The 15201-nt window shown below is 65.5% G+C and carries 12 protein-coding genes; 7 read left to right on the forward strand and 5 right to left on the reverse strand.

Going from position 1 to position 15201, the window contains the following annotated elements; genetic code table 11:
* Nucleotides 1–88: 88 nt before the first annotated feature.
* From polA to IT472_RS10950, 3 genes are all read left to right on the forward strand, one after another.
* Nucleotides 89–2839 carry a DNA polymerase I gene (gene polA, locus IT472_RS10940; RefSeq protein WP_297181539.1) on the forward strand — a complete coding sequence of 917 codons (2751 nt, stop codon included), beginning with the start codon at nt 89–91 and terminating at the stop codon, nt 2837–2839.
* Between the two features lie 437 nt (nt 2840–3276).
* Nucleotides 3277–3783, forward strand: coding sequence for a YetF domain-containing protein (locus IT472_RS10945; protein ID WP_297181542.1), 507 nt, complete (start codon nt 3277–3279; stop codon nt 3781–3783).
* 92 nt (nt 3784–3875) lie between these two features.
* Nucleotides 3876–4010 (forward strand): entericidin A/B family lipoprotein, encoded by a 135-nt coding sequence (locus IT472_RS10950; protein ID WP_297181544.1) that lies wholly within the window; start codon nt 3876–3878, stop codon nt 4008–4010.
* A gap of 167 nt (nt 4011–4177) precedes the next feature.
* On the opposite strand, the gene IT472_RS10955 is transcribed toward IT472_RS10950, so the two are convergent.
* Nucleotides 4178–5074, reverse strand: coding sequence for a hypothetical protein (locus IT472_RS10955; protein WP_297181545.1), 897 nt, complete (start codon nt 5072–5074; stop codon nt 4178–4180).
* Between the two features lie 126 nt (nt 5075–5200).
* Between IT472_RS10955 and IT472_RS10960 the strand changes: the two genes are divergently transcribed.
* The gene (locus IT472_RS10960) at nt 5201–6511 is read left to right on the forward strand and encodes a tryptophan--tRNA ligase (RefSeq protein ID WP_297181546.1); all 1311 of its coding nucleotides are present in this window, start codon (nt 5201–5203) and stop codon (nt 6509–6511) included.
* 98 nt (nt 6512–6609) lie between these two features.
* Here the strand turns inward: IT472_RS10960 and IT472_RS10965 are convergent, their stop codons facing one another.
* The 3 genes from IT472_RS10965 to pdhA form a co-directional block, all read right to left on the reverse strand.
* Complete coding sequence (locus IT472_RS10965) at nt 6610–7989, reverse strand: dihydrolipoamide acetyltransferase family protein (protein ID WP_297181553.1); 1380 nt, start codon at nt 7987–7989, stop codon at nt 6610–6612.
* Nucleotides 7990–8120: 131 nt separating this feature from the next.
* A complete protein-coding gene (locus IT472_RS10970) occupies nt 8121–9107 on the reverse strand; it encodes an alpha-ketoacid dehydrogenase subunit beta (protein WP_297181547.1) in 987 nt (328 codons plus the stop codon).
* Complete coding sequence (gene pdhA, locus IT472_RS10975) at nt 9104–10177, reverse strand: pyruvate dehydrogenase (acetyl-transferring) E1 component subunit alpha (RefSeq protein ID WP_297181548.1); 1074 nt, start codon at nt 10175–10177, stop codon at nt 9104–9106. The genes IT472_RS10970 and pdhA overlap by 4 nt, the downstream gene beginning before the upstream one ends.
* 287 nt (nt 10178–10464) lie before the next feature.
* Between pdhA and IT472_RS10980 the strand changes: the two genes are divergently transcribed.
* Nucleotides 10465–11964 (forward strand): oligopeptide:H+ symporter, encoded by a 1500-nt coding sequence (locus IT472_RS10980; protein WP_297181549.1) that lies wholly within the window; start codon nt 10465–10467, stop codon nt 11962–11964.
* Between the two features lie 110 nt (nt 11965–12074).
* Nucleotides 12075–13439: a Gfo/Idh/MocA family oxidoreductase gene (locus IT472_RS10985; protein WP_297181550.1), complete on the forward strand. Its 1365-nt coding sequence runs from the start codon at nt 12075–12077 to the stop codon at nt 13437–13439.
* 9 nt (nt 13440–13448) lie between these two features.
* On the opposite strand, the gene IT472_RS10990 is transcribed toward IT472_RS10985, so the two are convergent.
* Nucleotides 13449–13961 carry a MarR family winged helix-turn-helix transcriptional regulator gene (locus IT472_RS10990; protein ID WP_297181551.1) on the reverse strand — a complete coding sequence of 171 codons (513 nt, stop codon included), beginning with the start codon at nt 13959–13961 and terminating at the stop codon, nt 13449–13451.
* Between the two features lie 77 nt (nt 13962–14038).
* Here IT472_RS10990 and hppD point away from each other — a divergent pair, with 77 nt between their 5' ends.
* Nucleotides 14039–15139 (forward strand): 4-hydroxyphenylpyruvate dioxygenase, encoded by a 1101-nt coding sequence (hppD, locus tag IT472_RS10995; protein WP_343231832.1) that lies wholly within the window; start codon nt 14039–14041, stop codon nt 15137–15139.
* Nucleotides 15140–15201: the final 62 nt, after the last annotated feature.

Below are 15201 nucleotides of genomic sequence, written 5' to 3' on the forward strand. Positions count from 1 at the left end.
ATTGTGCTCCCGGCGAAACGGAGTCAGGTTCATTTTCCAGCAATTGAAGTGAACCTGATCCCGGTTCACCACGCCGTAGAATCGACGCATGCCACGCCTCATCCTGATCGACGGTTACAACTACCTGTACCGCGCCTATCACGCCATCAAGGTGCAGGGCCGCGAGCTCACCGCGCCGGATGGGTTTCCCACCGGTGCACTGTTCGGCATGCTCAACATGCTGCGCGTGCACCTGAAGGAAAAGCCCGACGGCATCGCGCTGGTGATGGACGCGCCCGGCCCGACCTTCCGCGATGCGTTGTACCCGGATTACAAAGCCACCCGCGCGCCGATGCCGGACGACTTGCGCATGCAGGTGGAGCCGATGCTTGAGATCGTGGCCGCGCTGGGCATCCCGATCCTGCGCGTAGCCGGGGTGGAGGCCGATGACGTGATCGGCACGCTGGCCGTGCAGGGCGCTGCGGAAGGGATCGAGGTCACCGTGTCCAGCGGGGACAAGGACATGGCCCAGCTGGTGCGGCCGCACGTTGTGCTGGTGAACACGATGAGTGGCAGCCGGCTGGATTCGGATGCGGCGGTGATCGACAAATTCGGCGTGCGCGCCGACCAGATCATCGATTACCTCGCCCTGGTGGGGGATGCCGTCGACAACATCCCGGGCGTGCACAAATGCGGTCCGAAGACCGCGGCCAAGTGGCTGGACGAATACGGCACGCTGGATGGGGTGATCGAACACGCCGGCAAGATCGGCGGCAAGATCGGCGAGAACTTGCGCGAAGCCTTGCCGCGCCTGCCGCTGAACCGCGTGCTCACCACGATCAAGACCGATGTGGCGCTGGAGCTTGGCCCGTCCGATCTTGCCCAGCGCGGGCGTGACATCGAGGTGTTGCGTGGTTTGTACACCCGTTACGGCTTGAACCAGGCGCTGAAGGAGCTGGAGGCAGGCTCGGCAACACCGACAGCAGGCGGTGCGGCAGTGGTTGGAGTGGCTGCTGCGCCTGCATCTGCTATCGATCCGGCATTGGCTGCGCCGGGCGACTACGAAACCGTACTCACCGAGGCGCAATTGCAGGCGTGGATGGCGAAGCTCGAAGCTGCCGGGGAATTCGCCTTCGATACCGAAACGGACTCCCTCGACCCGCAGCGTGCGCGCCTGGTCGGCCTGAGTTTCAGCGTCGAACCGGGTAGCGCCTGTTACATACCACTGGCCCACGATGTCCCCGGCGCACCCGCACAGTTGCCGCGTGCGGCGGTGCTGGACGCGCTGCGCCCGCTGCTGGCCGACCCAGACAAGCGCAAGCTCGGCCAGCACGGCAAGTACGACCTGCACGTGCTGCATCGCCACGGCATCGACGTGCAGGGCTATGCCGACGACACCTTGCTGGAGAGCTTCGTGCTGGATGCCGGCATCGTCCGCCACGACATGGATTCGCTGGCCAAGCGCCATCTCGGCTACGACACCATCAAGTACGAGGACGTGGCCGGCAAGGGCGCCAAGGCGATCCCGTTCTCGCAGGTCGCCATCGATGCCGCCACCCGCTACGCCGCCGAGGATGCCGATATCACCCTGCGCCTGCATCGCGCGTTGCTGCCGCGATTGGAGGCGCAGCCATCGCTGCTGTCGGTGTATCGCGAGATCGAAATGCCGCTGGTGCCGGTGCTGGCGCGGGTGGAGGACAACGGCGTGCTGATCGATGCCGCCGAATTGCGCCGGCAATCGGCCGATCTGGCGCGGCGGATGCTGGCCGCACAGCAGAAAGCCACCGCCCTCGCCGGGCGCAGCTTCAACCTCGATTCGCCCAAGCAGCTCGGTGCGTTGTTGTTCGATGAATTGAAGTTGCCGGCTTTGGTGAAGACGCCGGGTGGGGCACCTTCGACCAACGAAGAGGCGCTGGAGGCGATCGCCGACCAGCACGAGCTGCCGCGCGTGATCCTCGAATACCGCGGCCTCGCCAAGCTGCGCAGCACCTACACCGACAAGTTGCCGGAGATGGTCAATCCCGACACCGGCCGCGTCCACACCAGTTACCACCAGGCCGGTGCTGCCACCGGGCGCTTGTCATCGACCGATCCCAACCTGCAGAACATCCCCACCCGCACCGAAGATGGCCGCCGCATCCGCACCGCTTTCATCGCCCCGCCTGGACGCAAATTGGTGGCCTGCGACTATTCACAGATCGAGCTGCGGATCATGGCCCACCTGTCGGAGGACCCGGCCCTGCTGCGTGCGTTCGAACAAGGCGCCGACATCCACCGCGCCACCGCCGCCGAGGTGCTTGGCAAAGCCATCGAGGACGTGACCTCGAGCGAGCGTCGCGCCGCCAAGGCGATCAATTTCGGCTTGATCTACGGCATGGGCGCGTTTGGGCTGGCACGCCAGCTCGGCATCGGCCGCGGTGAGGCGCAGGATTACATCGCGCTGTATTTCAGCCGTTATCCCGGCGTGCGCGACTACATGGAGCGCACCCGCCAGCAGGCGCGCGACCGCGGCTTTGTGGAGACCGTGTTCGGCCGCCGCCTGACGCTGGACTACATCCATTCCAAGAACGCCGCCCAGCGCGCCGGCGCGGAACGCGCCGCGATCAATGCGCCGATGCAGGGCACCGCCGCCGACATCATCAAGCGGGCGATGGTGCAGGTGGATGCCTGGCTGGCTGCGCACCGCGACAGCGCGCTGATGATCCTGCAGGTGCACGACGAACTCGTGTTCGAGGTCGATGAGGCCTTCGTCCCGACGTTATTGGAAACAGTGCCGACACTGATGGCGAGCGCGGCGAATCTGCGGGTGCCGCTGGTGGTGGACAGCGGCGTGGGCGACAATTGGGATCAGGCGCATTGAGCTTCGGACAATGGCCTTGGGAATGTCGAAAACGTGACCTTTCGCACATGACTTTCGCGGCGCGCAGCCTGGCGTGACCAAACGCTCAAAATGCAATGAATGCATCCTGAATCGGAATGCATTTTCATCGAAATCTTCACGAACTATCCATGCTTGCCGTGGTCACATATACCGCAACAGGTGCAACGCCTGTTGACGTGGATCACTACCCCTCCCCTGGTGTGATCGACCGGAAGGATCAGGCCCTCCCCAACCTGCCTTCCCCCCCCAGCCCCACGGCCCACCCCTGGCCGTGGGGTTTTTATTTCAGTCGGCGCTGATGGCGCAATGGCAATGCCGCGTGCCTTGGCGCACCATGCCGCCAGTCCCGCCTCCACCACCACGCTACCTTCAGGCTCGCTCGGTGGGGCTGGCACCACCATCCGAGGGTTCCACCGATGACCGACCTGTTCCAGCTGTCCGCGCCGTGGTGGGTGTTCGTGCTGCGCGCCACCGTCATCTACCTGCTGGTGATGCTGCTGGTGCGCATCTCCGGCAAGCGCGCGATCGGCCAGCTCACCCCGCTCGATCTGGTATTGCTGATCCTGATCGGCAATGCGGTCCAGAACGGCATCAATGGCGGCGACAATTCCCTCACCGGTGCGGCGGTGATGGCCACCACCCTGATCGCCCTGAACTATGCGGTGGCCTACGCCACGTCGCACAGCAAGCGCATCGAACGCTTGGTGGAGGGCGTGCCGGTGGTGCTTGCCCGCGATGGCAAGGTGTTCACGACCGTGCTGCGTCGCGAGCTGGTCAGCGACCATGATTTCCACGAAGCACTGCGGATGGGCAACATCCGCTGCGTCGAAGACGTCGGGATCGCCTTGCTTGAGACCAATGGCCATATCACGGTGATCCCGCGCCTGCGTGTGGATGATGCCCACGATGGCCAGCGGAATTGACTTACCATGGGCGCCGAATCGACCCCGCAGACGGGGCCGAAGTCCGCGCCAGGACAGGGGTTGGCGATGGTCCCTGTGACGAGGAAATACTGATGAAGCAGATGGCGAAACTGGCGGTTCTGGTCTTGGTGTGCGCTAGCTTCCTGATCGGTTGCAACACGATTGCCGGCGCTGGCAAGGACCTCAAGCGCGCCGGCGAGAAGATCGAGGGCGCAGCGCGGAACTAAGGCAACGATGATCTCGTCGGCGTGGGCTGCGTCCGGGCATGCACCGGACGCAGCGTGTGCTGACAAGTCCAGAGCCTGCCACGGACTTGATCCGGGGATGGCCTTGTTCAGCATTGATCCAATCCGTTCCGCACTTCGATTCATTTCACGCCGGACATCACGCCAGCTCACCACCGCGACGGCGGATCCGGCACGAAGCCGCCCGGGAAGGCGCGCGGGCCGTGCGGCTGGTCGCGCCAATTGCGGTACGGGATCACCCCCATCGCCACCAGCGAACGCCGACTGTCGTAGCGCAGCTGGCTGACCTGTGCCGGTCGTGAACTGGCGCGGGTGAACTCGGTCTGGCCGATCGGCGACCATTCGCGTTCCCCGTGGCCAGTGCCGAGCTGGCGTGGCGCTGCGGATTCCGCGGCCAAGCCGCGTCCACTGGGAGATGCCGACGGGGCTTGGGCGGAAGGCGCCGGTGCGGGCATGGCGGCGCGGTCACGACGGGATTGTTCGCGCTCATACACGCGCGGCTGGTAGATCGGCGGCACCATCACCTGGCGTTCGCGGAACACCGCGATACCGACCACGCCGACGTTGTCCGGACGCCCGGTGCGGGCGGCGTAGCTGTCTTCCAGATCGGTGAACATGAACTGGGCGATGTCATTCAGCGACTTGCGCCAGCCGTTGATCTCGGCGGTTTCCCACGGATCCAGCACATAGCCGGCCTGTGAGGGCGCAGCGGTCTGGCCGCTCACTGCATTGACGCCATCGACCGAGAGCACCACCAGCACACGCTGTCCGGTGGTATTGGTCAGCCGCACCGAATAACGATGGCCCGGGGTGCCGGCCACCCATTCCTGGCCACGGGCACGGTATTCGGTCAGGGTGTCGCCGGTGTCGCGGTCGACCAGATCGAGGCGCACCAACTCGGCCGAACGCGGTGCCGGCGGGTAGCAATTCCGGTGGATGACGCCGTCGTCACGGCAGCGGACGTCGGCGCTGGCCGGCGTCGACAGTGCACTGGCGAGGACGAGGGAGAGCGACACGGCGAGGGTGATCAGGGTCGGGCGGATCATGGCTATCTCCGAAGGCGCGTTCATCGCGCTGCATCCCAGTCAACGCGCCACGACCGGGAACGGGGTTAGCTGCCGGGGGCGGTTAAAATGGCGTTCATCCACACTCCATGAGTGCCGCCCCCGGCCATGAGCAAAACCCGCGTCCTCACCGGCATCACCACCTCCGGCACACCGCATCTGGGCAACTATGTCGGGGCGATCCGGCCGGCGCTGGCCAGCGCGCAGCGCCCGGATGTCGAAAATTTCTACTTCCTCGCCGACCTGCATGCGCTGGTGAAGTGCGGCGATCCGGCGCGGGTGCAGCGCAGCACGCTGGAGATCGCCGCGACCTGGCTGGCCTGCGGGCTGGATGTGGGGAAGAACTGGTTCTATCGGCAAAGCGACATTCCGGAGATTCCGGAATTGACCTGGTTTTTGACCTGCGTGGCCGGCAAGGGCCTGCTCAACCGCGCCCACGCCTACAAGGCGGCGGTGGACAAGAACCGCGCCGATGGTGTGGACGATGACGCCGGAATCCATGCCGGGCTGTTCATGTACCCGGTGCTGATGGCCGCCGACATCCTGATCTTCAATGCGCACAAGGTGCCGGTGGGGCGTGACCAGGTCCAGCACATCGAGATGGCGCGCGATTTCGGCCAGCGCTTCAATCATCTGTATGGCGAGCACTTCACCCTGCCCGAGGCGGTGATCGACGAGAACGTGGCCACCTTGCCCGGCCTCGATGGCCGCAAGATGAGCAAGAGCTACGACAACACCATCCCGCTGTTCGCCCCGCGCGCCGAACTGAAGAAGCTGATCGCCGGCATCCTCACCGATTCCCGTGCGCCCGGCGAGCCCAAGGACAGTGACGGCTCGGCGGTGTTCCAGCTCTACCAGGCCTTCGCCAGCCGCGAGGAAACCGCCGCCTTCGCGCAGGCCTTTGCCGACGGCATCGGCTGGGGCGAGGCCAAGCAGACCCTGTTCGAACGGATCGATGCGGAAGTCGCACCGCTGCGCGAGAACTACAACAGCTTGATGGCCAAGCCCGCGGAAATCGAAGCGATCTTGCGCGACGGTGCCGTGCGCTTGCGGCAGGCGCATGCCACGCCAACGCTGGCACGGTTGCGGGAAGCGGTGGGCCTGCGCGACCTGTCGTCAGTGGCGGTGGCGGCAGGCGACAGAATCGCCAAGCCGGCCGCCAGCCAAGTCCCCACCTTCAAGCAATACCGCGAAGCCGACGGCAAATTCTATTTCAAGCTCGTGCAAGGCGAGCGCGTGATGCTGCAAAGCATCGGCTTCGATTCACCGCGCGATGCCGGCGCGAGGGTGGCGGCGATCAAGCACGGCGAAGTGGGCGACGCTGGCAGCGATTTCCGGCTTGGCGATGGGGTGACCGCCGACGAGGTCAATGCCGCACTGGAAGCGTTCGTGGCGGCGCAACTGGACGACAAGTCCTAGCCAAGTGCAGGTGAAGATCGCGCCCCTGTGCTGCGCTCGCGTCGGGGCGGCTCGGCCTGCTCAGATCTGCGCACCGCAACGACGCGGTGCGCAGGTGCTCAGTTCGCCAGCGCCAGATCGTCCAGCAGCACCTTCAGGAAGCGCGCCGCTTCGCCGCCGGTGACGCAGCGGTGGTCGAAGGTCAGGCTGATCGGCATGCGGCGGTGCACTTCGACCCCGCCCATCACTGCAACGACATCGTGCGACAGCTTGCCCGCGCCGATGATCGCCACGCACGGCGGCACCACCACGACGGTGCCGTAGCGGCCGGCGAACACGCCGAAGTTGGACAGCGAGATGGTGTAGCCGGACAGTTCCGAGGCCGGGATCGAGCGATCCTCGACCTGCGCGCGCAGGCGGTTGATGCCTTCGCGCAGGCCGCGCCCGTCGAGCAGGTGGGCATTGCGCAGCGCCGGCACGAACAGGCCATCGGGGGTGTCCACCGCGATGCCCAGGTCAACGTGCGGATGCTTGGTCACGCTCAGGTTCTCGTCGTCGAACCACGCGTTGAGCGCGGGCTCGGCGCGGCAGGCGGAGACAATCGCGCGGATCAGGCGCGCGGTGATGTCCTGCTTGCCGGCCCAGCCGTGCAGGTCGGCGTCATCCACGATCGTGGTTTGCACCACGCGATCACGCGCATCGGCCATCACCCGCGCCATGTTGCGGCGCACGCCCTTGAGCTGCTCCGGTTGGCCGCTGGCGGCCACCGTCGGCGGCTGGGTGCGGATGGGCTTGCCGGCCTGCGACAGGGTGGACCTGCCCCTCTCCCCCTGGGAGAGGGGTTGGGGTGAGGGCACGGCGGGCGCAGCAGGCGAACCCTCACCCCCGGCCCCTCTCCCGGCGGGAGAGGGGAGCAGAGCGGAAGGATTCGCGGCCGCCTGCTTCACATCGTTCATGGTGACGGTGCCGTCCGGGCCGGTGGGACGCACGCGGCTCAGGTCCACGCCCAGCTTGCGGGCGGTGGCGCGCACCGCGGGCACGGCCTTGACGCCGCCCGAGGCGACCGCGGCCTCGGCCACCACGGCATTGCCGACCTGCATCGCGCCGACCACCGTACCGGCGTCCTCGCGGCCGCTGGCGGCGGCCGGGGCGGGCGCTGCGGCAGCGGGGGCCGGCGCGGGCTCGGGTTCGTCGTCATGGGCGGCGCCGTGGTGGTGGCCGGTGTCCTGGCCTTCGGCGCGCTGCGGCAGGTTCGGATCGACTTCGAACTCGGCCAGCCACTTGCCGGTCACGATCACGTCGCCGGCACCGCCGGCGAGCTTGAGCACCTTGCCGGAGACCGGCGAGGGCACGTCCACCACCGCCTTGGCGGTTTCCATCGAGACCAGGTTTTCGTCGAGGCGGATCACGTCGCCGACCTTGACGTGCCATTCGACGATGGTGGCGTCCGGCAGGCCTTCGCCAAGATCGGGGAGGAGGAATTTCTTGCTCATCGACAGGTCTCGCTGTTTGTTCTTGCCGTCATTCCCGCGAAAGCGGGAATCCAGCGGTTGGGATTGTCTCGATTGCTGGGGTGGCAGCTGAAAACACTGAATTCCCGCTTTTGCGGGAATGACGAATCAATCAAGTATCACGAATACGCCATCGCCCGCTTGGCGGCGGCGACCACCTTGTCCACGCTCGGCAGGTATTTCATTTCCAGCCGGAACAGCGGGATGTGGGTGTCGTAACCGGTGACACGCTCGACCGGCGCCAGCAGGTCGAACAGGCAATCGCTGGCGATCCGCGCCGCGATCTCGCCGCCGTAGCCGGCGGTGCGCGGGGCTTCGTGGACGATCACGCAGCGGCCAGTCTTCTTGACCGATTCGGCGATGGTCGGGAAGTCCAGCGGGGTCAGAGTGGCCACGTCGATGACTTCCGCGCTGATGCCTTCCTTCGCCAAGGCGTCGGCGGCTTCCAGGGTTTCCTTGACCTGTGCGCCCCACGTCACCAGGGTGATGTCGCTGCCGTCGCGCAGCACGTAGCACACGTCCAGCGGCAGCGCTTCGCCATCATCCGGCACCAGTTCCTTGTACTGCCGGTAGATGCGCTTGGGCTCCATGTAGATCACCGGATCCGGGTCGCGCATCGCCGCCAGCAGCAGGCCGTAGGCGCGCTGCGGGCTGGACGGCATCACCACGCGCAGGCCGGGGACGTTGGTGAAGATCGCCTCGTTGGCCTCGCTGTGGTGTTCCGGGGCGCGGATGCCACCGCCCCACGGCACCCGCAGCACCATCGGGCAGGTCAGCCGTCCGCGGGTGCGGTAGCGCATGCGCGCGGCGTGGCAGACGATGAAGTCCACCATCGGATACACGAAACCATCGAACTGCGCCTCGGCCACCGGGATCATGCCCTGCGAGGCCATGCCCACGGTCAGGCCGGCGATACTGGTTTCATCCAGCGGGGTGTCGAGGATGCGTTCGGGGCCGAATTCGGCCGACAGCCCGGCGGTGGCGCGGAACACGCCGCCATTGACGCCGACGTCCTCGCCGAGCACGACCACGCGCTCGTCATGCCGCAGTTCCCAAGCCAGCGCTTGGGTGATCGCCTCGATCAAGGTGATGGGTTGCGCGCTCATGCCCGGCCCTCCCGCGCCAATGCTTCTGTACGTTGGCTCTTGAGGTCCTCGGGCAACTCCGCGTACAGGTAATCGAACATCACCTCGACCGGCTGCACTGGGGTGTTGAGGTAGGCATTGATTTCCTCGTCCACCTTCTTCCCGCATTCCTCGATCCAGGCCTGTTCCTCGGCCTCGCTCCACAGCTTCTTGCCGATCAGGAACTTGCGCAGGCGGATGAAGGGTTCCTTCAGCCACGCCGCCTTGACCTCCTCCTCGCCACGGTAGCGGCGGGCATCATCGGCGGTGGTGTGGTCGTGCAGGCGGTAGGTCATGAATTCGATCACGCTGCCGCCTTCGCCCTTGCGTGCGCGTTCGGTGGCGCGACGCATCGCCTCAAGCACCGCGATCAGGTCGTTGCCGTCCACCTGCAGGCAGTACAGGCCACCGGCCAGGCCCTTCTGCGCCAGCGTCTCGGCGCCGGTTTGGGCCTTGCGCGGCACGCTGATCGCCCAGCCATTGTTGACCACGCACAGCACCAGCGGCGAGGTGAAGGCACCGGCGGTATTGATCGCGGCGTAGAAATCGGTCTTCGAGCTGCCGCCATCGCCGCACACCGCCACCGCGACGCGCTTTTGCTTGCGCAGCTTGAACGAGAGCGCCGCGCCCGAGGCCATCAGGCACTGGGTGGAGATCGGCACGCACCACGGGTAGTCGTTCTTCGGGACTTCATAGTCATTGCCGCGCTCGTCGCCGCCCCAGTACATCAGCACGTCGCGCGGCTTCACCCCACGCGCGAACTGCGCACCGTATTCGCGATAGCTGGGCGCGAACACGTCTTCCGGGCGCATCGCGTAGCCGATGCCGACATGGGTGGCCTCGTGGCCAAGTGCGGCCGCGTAGGTGCCGAGCTTGCCGGTGCGCTGCAAGGCAATCGCCTTGCCGTCGAAGGTGCGCAGGAACAGCATCTGCTTGAAGATCGGCAGCAGGTCCTTGGCATCCTTCACGGCCGGCGGCAGCTTGCCGACCAGCTTGCCGTCCGGGGTGAGGAATTGCAGGTATTCGATTTCGAAACTGGCGGCGGTGGCCATGGGCGTCCATCCGATTGGAGCAATCCCTCTATTGTAACGGTTGCAGCCTTGATCCGCCGTTGCTGCGCTGCCGCATCCCGCGGGGTGATGGTCCTGCCCCGGGTGCGCAATCGCGGTCGCCATTGCTGGTTTTGAGCCCTCCAACGATCGAACCCGCGTCCGCCTGAATGCGCATGGTTTGACGCTGCCGGCCTTGCTCGGTAATGCTTCGGCGGTTGCGCGTCGTTCCGCGGCGCGTGCATTGCCACCCTTTCGGCTTCCGATCCCCGTTTCGAGGAGACTCACGCATGAGCGACGTCGCTCCAGCCGCACCGGCACCACTGCCGGAATTCAAGCAGGTCATGGGGCATCCGCGCCCGCTGTGGATGCTGTTCATGACCGAATTCTGGGAACGCTTCGCGTTCTACGGCATTCGCTGGGCGCTGGTGCTGTACGTGGTCGCACAGTTCTATAGTGGCAATGCGGAAGGCGAAGCCCCGGCCGGCAAGCTGTACGGCGCCTACCTCGCCTTGGTGTATGCGGGCGCGATTTTCGGCGGATACATCGCCGACAAGATCCTCGGTTACCAGCGCTCGATCCTGCTGGGCGCGGTGTTCATGGCCGCCGGCCTGTTCATGATCGCGATGCCGAACGAGCACGTCTTCAAGCTGGGCCTGGCCACGGTGATCGTCGGCAACGGCATGTTCAAGCCGATCATCTCCACCCTGGTCGGCAAGCTCTACACCACCGGCGACGAGCGCCGCGATTCCGGCTTCACCATCTTCTACATGGGCATCAATGCCGGCGCCTTCATCGCCCCGATCATTACCCAGTACCTGGCGCAGCATGTGTTTGGGGTGCAGGACATGCCGGCCTACAAGGTGGTATTCATGGCCTCCGGCGTGGGCATGCTGATCAGCTTCCTGTGGTTCTGGTTTGGCCGCGCCCAGCTGAAAGGGATTGGGTTGCCGGCGCTCGGAAGCGAGGGGATGGGCCGGGTCTTGGCGGTGGCGGTGGGCGCGCTGTGCGCGATCCCGGTGTTCTTCTACCTGCTGACGATCGATGCCGGTGCGTTGCAGTGGATCCTCAGCATCATGTTTCTGGGCCTGTGTGCCCTGATCCTGGTCGAAGGCTTCAAGGACGGCCCGGTGGCGCGCGACAAGGCCATCGCGATGTTGCTGATCTTCCTGTTCAACGTGCTGTTCTGGTGCTTCTTCGAGCAGGCCGGCAGCAGCTTCACCTTCCTTGCCGACAAGATCGTCGATCGCAACCTCGGCTTCATGGAGTTCCCGAACGCCTGGTTCCAGTCGGTGAACTCGGTGGCGATCATTACCCTGGCGCCGATCGTGGCGTGGATTTGGGTCAAGATGGGCAAGGCCAATCCGTCGATTCCGCGCAAGTTCGGCCTCGGCATCATCTTCAACGGGCTGGCCTTCCTGCTGCTGATGTACGCGTTGTCCTCGCTGGTGGCGCCTGACACCGGCAAGATCCCGTTCTGGACCCTGTTCGCGGTGTACTGGATCCAGTCGGTCGGTGAGCTGTGCCTGTCGCCAATTGGTCTGTCGATGACCACCAAGCTCGCCCCGGTGCGCTTGGTCGGGTTCGGCATGGGTGGCTGGTTCCTGTCTACCGGCATCGGCAACAACCTGTCCGGTTTGTTCGCAGCCGAGGCCAGTGGTGAGGGCGGCATGACCGCCGCTTCGGCCCATGCGGCCTACACCAGCGGGTTCTGGATCCTGATGATCGGTGGCGTGGTGCTGTTCCTGATTGCGCCGCTGATCCAGAAACTGATGCACGGCGTGAAGTAAGCCCTGCATCGGTGCGTGGTGGAAAGCGGCGGCCTTCGGGTCGCCGTTTTCATTTCCGCCGCCGTGCGCCGCTGGACTACCCTGTGTCCACCACACGCCGAGGCCATGCCATGAAACGCCGCGAGTTCCTGCTGTCCACCGCTGCTGCCGGGATCACCACGGCGGCGACCACGCTCACCCCCGCGTTCGCCAAGCCGGGCTCGATGCTGAGGATCGGGATGATCGGCACCGGCCTGCGCGGGCAGTCGCAGTTGGGGCCGTTGCTCAGCCGCGACGACGTCGAGCTGGTGGCGATCTGCGACACCCAGCGGGTGATGCTGGACATGGCCCAGGCGATCATCGCCAAGGCCGGTCGCCGCAAGCCGAAGGAATACGGCGGCAACGGCGATCCGAACGCCTGGAAGAAGCTGCTGGGACGCACCGACCTCGACGCGGTGTTCATCGTCACGCCCTGGGAATGGCATGCGCCGATGGCCATCGCGGCGATGGAGGCGAAGATCGCGGTGGGCTGCGAGGTGGTCGCCGGGATCACCCTGCAGGACCACTGGGACGTGCTGCGCGTCCAGCAGCGCACCGGCACGCCCTACATGCTGCTGGAAAACGTGTGCTATCGCCGCGACGTGCTGGCGGCGCTGCAGATGGTGCGCGCCGGCCTGTTCGGCGAACTCATCCACCTGCAGGCCGGCTACCAGCACGACCTGCGCGGGGTGCGCTTCAATTCCGGCAACCCGGCCGAGCCTTACGACAGCGGCGTGGAGTTCGGCGCCAAGGGCTTCTCCGAGGCGCAGTGGCGCACCCAGCACGCGATCGACCGCAACGGCGATCTGTACCCCAGCCACGGCATCGGCCCCTGCGCGATGTACACCAACATCCACCGCGGCAACCGCTTCACCCACATCAACAGCTTTGCCAGCAAGGCGCGCGGGCTGCACGACTACATCGTGAAGCACCCCAAGGGCGGCCCCGACCATCCCAACGCCAGGATCCAATTCAAGCTGGGCGATCTGATCACCACCACGCTGCGCTGCGAGAACGGCGAAACGATCATCCTGCAACTCGACACCTGCCTGCCGCGCCCGTATTCGCTGGGCTTCCGCGTGCAGGGCACAGACGGCCTGTGGATGGACCTCAACAAATCGGTGCACATCGAAGGCCGCAGCGAAAAGCACCGCTGGCAGGATGCGCAGGCGTATTACGACGAATACGACCATCCGCTGTGGCGCAAGTACGCGCAGCGGGCCGCCGGCGCCGGCCACGGCGGCATGGACTGGTTCGTGGTCCACGCCTTCATCGAGGCGCTGAAAGCGGGCGAGCCGATGCCGATCGACATCTATGATGCGGTGGCCTGGAGCGCGATCACCCCGCTGTCGGAGCAATCCATTGCCGAAGGCTACAAGACCCTGGACTTCCCGGATTTCACCGAAGGCCGGTGGAAGGACCGCGCGCCGATTTTCGCACTGAACGACCGCTATTGACGGAAGGCCTCAATCCGGCGCCGCGCCCGCGCCATCCGTCTGCAACTCGAGTTCGTCCAGCCGATCGAGCAAATGGAACAGGCGCGCGCGTTCGCCGGCGTCCACGCCCGCGAGCAGCTGCCGTTCGAACGCCAGCGCGATGCGCGCCACCTGCGCATAGACCGTGCGGCCGGCCCGCGACAGCCGCAGCAGCGAACGCCGGCGATCGGCGGGATCAATCGTGCGACGCAGACGCCCGGAGTCCAGCAACCGCGCCACCGCGCGGCTGACGGCCACCTTGTCCATCGCGGTGCGCCGCGCGACTTCGTTGGCGGACAGGCCCGGGTGATGGCCCAGCACCGCCATCACCCGCCATTCCGTCACCCCCAGCGCGAACCGCTGCGAATACTCGCGCGCCAGCGCGTCCGAAGCGCGGTTGGCCAGCACGGAAAGGCGATAGGGCAGGAAGTCATCGAGCACCAGCACCGCTTCGGGATCGGACAGATGGCTTGTATCGCACTGCGGGGACGCGTCGGTTGCCATGGTGCATTGCGCCTTGAAATTGGTTTCATTTGAAACTATAAGGGCGGTCAGTGCAATCGTTTCCCTAGAGGTGCCCCATGGCCATCCAGCGCGCGTCCAGTGATCAGAGCTTGGGGATGACCCCGACCACCTTCGACAATCCGACCGGGATCGATGGCTTCGAATTCGTCGAATTCGCCGCGCCCAGGGGCGAGGGCGCGGCGATGCGCGCCTATCTCGAACGCATGGGCTTTGCCGCCATCGCCCGCCACCGGAGCCGCGCGATCACCCTGCTGCGCCAAGGCAGCACCAATTTCCTGCTCAACGAATCCGAGGACTCGTTTGCCTCTGCGTTCGCCGAAAAACACGGCCAATCGGCCTGCGGATTCGCGATCAACTTCCGGCAACCCTCGGCCGAGGTGCTGGCGCATGTGCTCGCCAATGGCGGCGAGGAAATCGACTTCCGCGCCGACAGCCGCACGGTGAACGCGCCGGTGATCAAGGGGATCGGTGATTGCATGCTGTATCTGGTGGATGCCAATGACGCCGACCTGTACGCCGATTTCGACCCGATCGATGGCGCCGACACCCAACCCAAGGGCTTCGGCCTGACCTTCATCGACCACCTCACCCACAACCTGTTCGTCGGCAACATGGCGAAGTGGTCGGAGTACTACGAGACGCTGTTCAACTTCCGCGAGATCCGCTACTTCGACATCAAGGGTGCCAAGACCGGCCTGCTGAGCAAGGCGATGACCGCGCCGGACGGCATCGTGCGTATTCCGCTCAACGAATCCTCGGACGAGAAGAGCCAGATCAACGAATACCTGCGCGATTACCACGGCGAGGGCATCCAGCACATCGCCCTGTTCACCAATGACATCTACGCCACGGTGGAGGCGATGCACGCGGCCGGGGTGGGGTTCCTCGACACCCCGGACACCTATTACGACGTGGTGGACGTGCGCGTGCCCGATCACGGCGAGGACCTGCCGCGCCTGCGCAGGAACTCGATCCTGATCGACGCCGATCCGCAGACCCACAAGCAGAAGCTGCTGCAGATCTTCACCCAGAATGCGTTCGGCCCGATTTTCTTCGAGATCATCCAGCGCAAGGGCAATGAAGGCTTCGGCGAGGGCAACTTCCAGGCGCTGTTCGAATCGATCGAACGCGACCAGATGAAGCGCGGCGTGCTGTGATGCTTTCGCTCCTCTCCCTCCGGGAGAGGGGTTGGGGTGAGGGTAGGACGGTGATGTTTCAA

The organism is Thermomonas sp. (genome assembly GCF_020850895.1).
Lineage (GTDB): Bacteria > Pseudomonadota > Gammaproteobacteria > Xanthomonadales > Xanthomonadaceae > Thermomonas.

Bases quoted from the DNA above. Each gene is read 5' to 3' on its own strand.
- polA (WP_297181539.1), top strand. From the start codon at position 89: ATGCCACGCCTCATCCTGATCGACGGTTACAACTACCTGTACCGCGCC.
- IT472_RS10945 (WP_297181542.1), top strand. From the start codon at position 3,277: ATGACCGACCTGTTCCAGCTGTCCGCGCCGTGGTGGGTGTTCGTGCTG.
- IT472_RS10950 (WP_297181544.1), top strand. From the start codon at position 3,876: ATGAAGCAGATGGCGAAACTGGCGGTTCTGGTCTTGGTGTGCGCTAGC.
- IT472_RS10955 (WP_297181545.1), bottom strand. From the start codon at position 5,074: ATGATCCGCCCGACCCTGATCACCCTCGCCGTGTCGCTCTCCCTCGTC.
- IT472_RS10960 (WP_297181546.1), top strand. From the start codon at position 5,201: ATGAGCAAAACCCGCGTCCTCACCGGCATCACCACCTCCGGCACACCG.
- IT472_RS10970 (WP_297181547.1), bottom strand. From the start codon at position 9,107: ATGAGCGCGCAACCCATCACCTTGATCGAGGCGATCACCCAAGCGCTG.
- pdhA (WP_297181548.1), bottom strand. From the start codon at position 10,177: ATGGCCACCGCCGCCAGTTTCGAAATCGAATACCTGCAATTCCTCACC.
- IT472_RS10980 (WP_297181549.1), top strand. From the start codon at position 10,465: ATGAGCGACGTCGCTCCAGCCGCACCGGCACCACTGCCGGAATTCAAG.
- IT472_RS10985 (WP_297181550.1), top strand. From the start codon at position 12,075: ATGAAACGCCGCGAGTTCCTGCTGTCCACCGCTGCTGCCGGGATCACC.
- IT472_RS10990 (WP_297181551.1), bottom strand. From the start codon at position 13,961: ATGGCAACCGACGCGTCCCCGCAGTGCGATACAAGCCATCTGTCCGAT.
- hppD (WP_343231832.1), top strand. From the start codon at position 14,039: ATGGCCATCCAGCGCGCGTCCAGTGATCAGAGCTTGGGGATGACCCCG.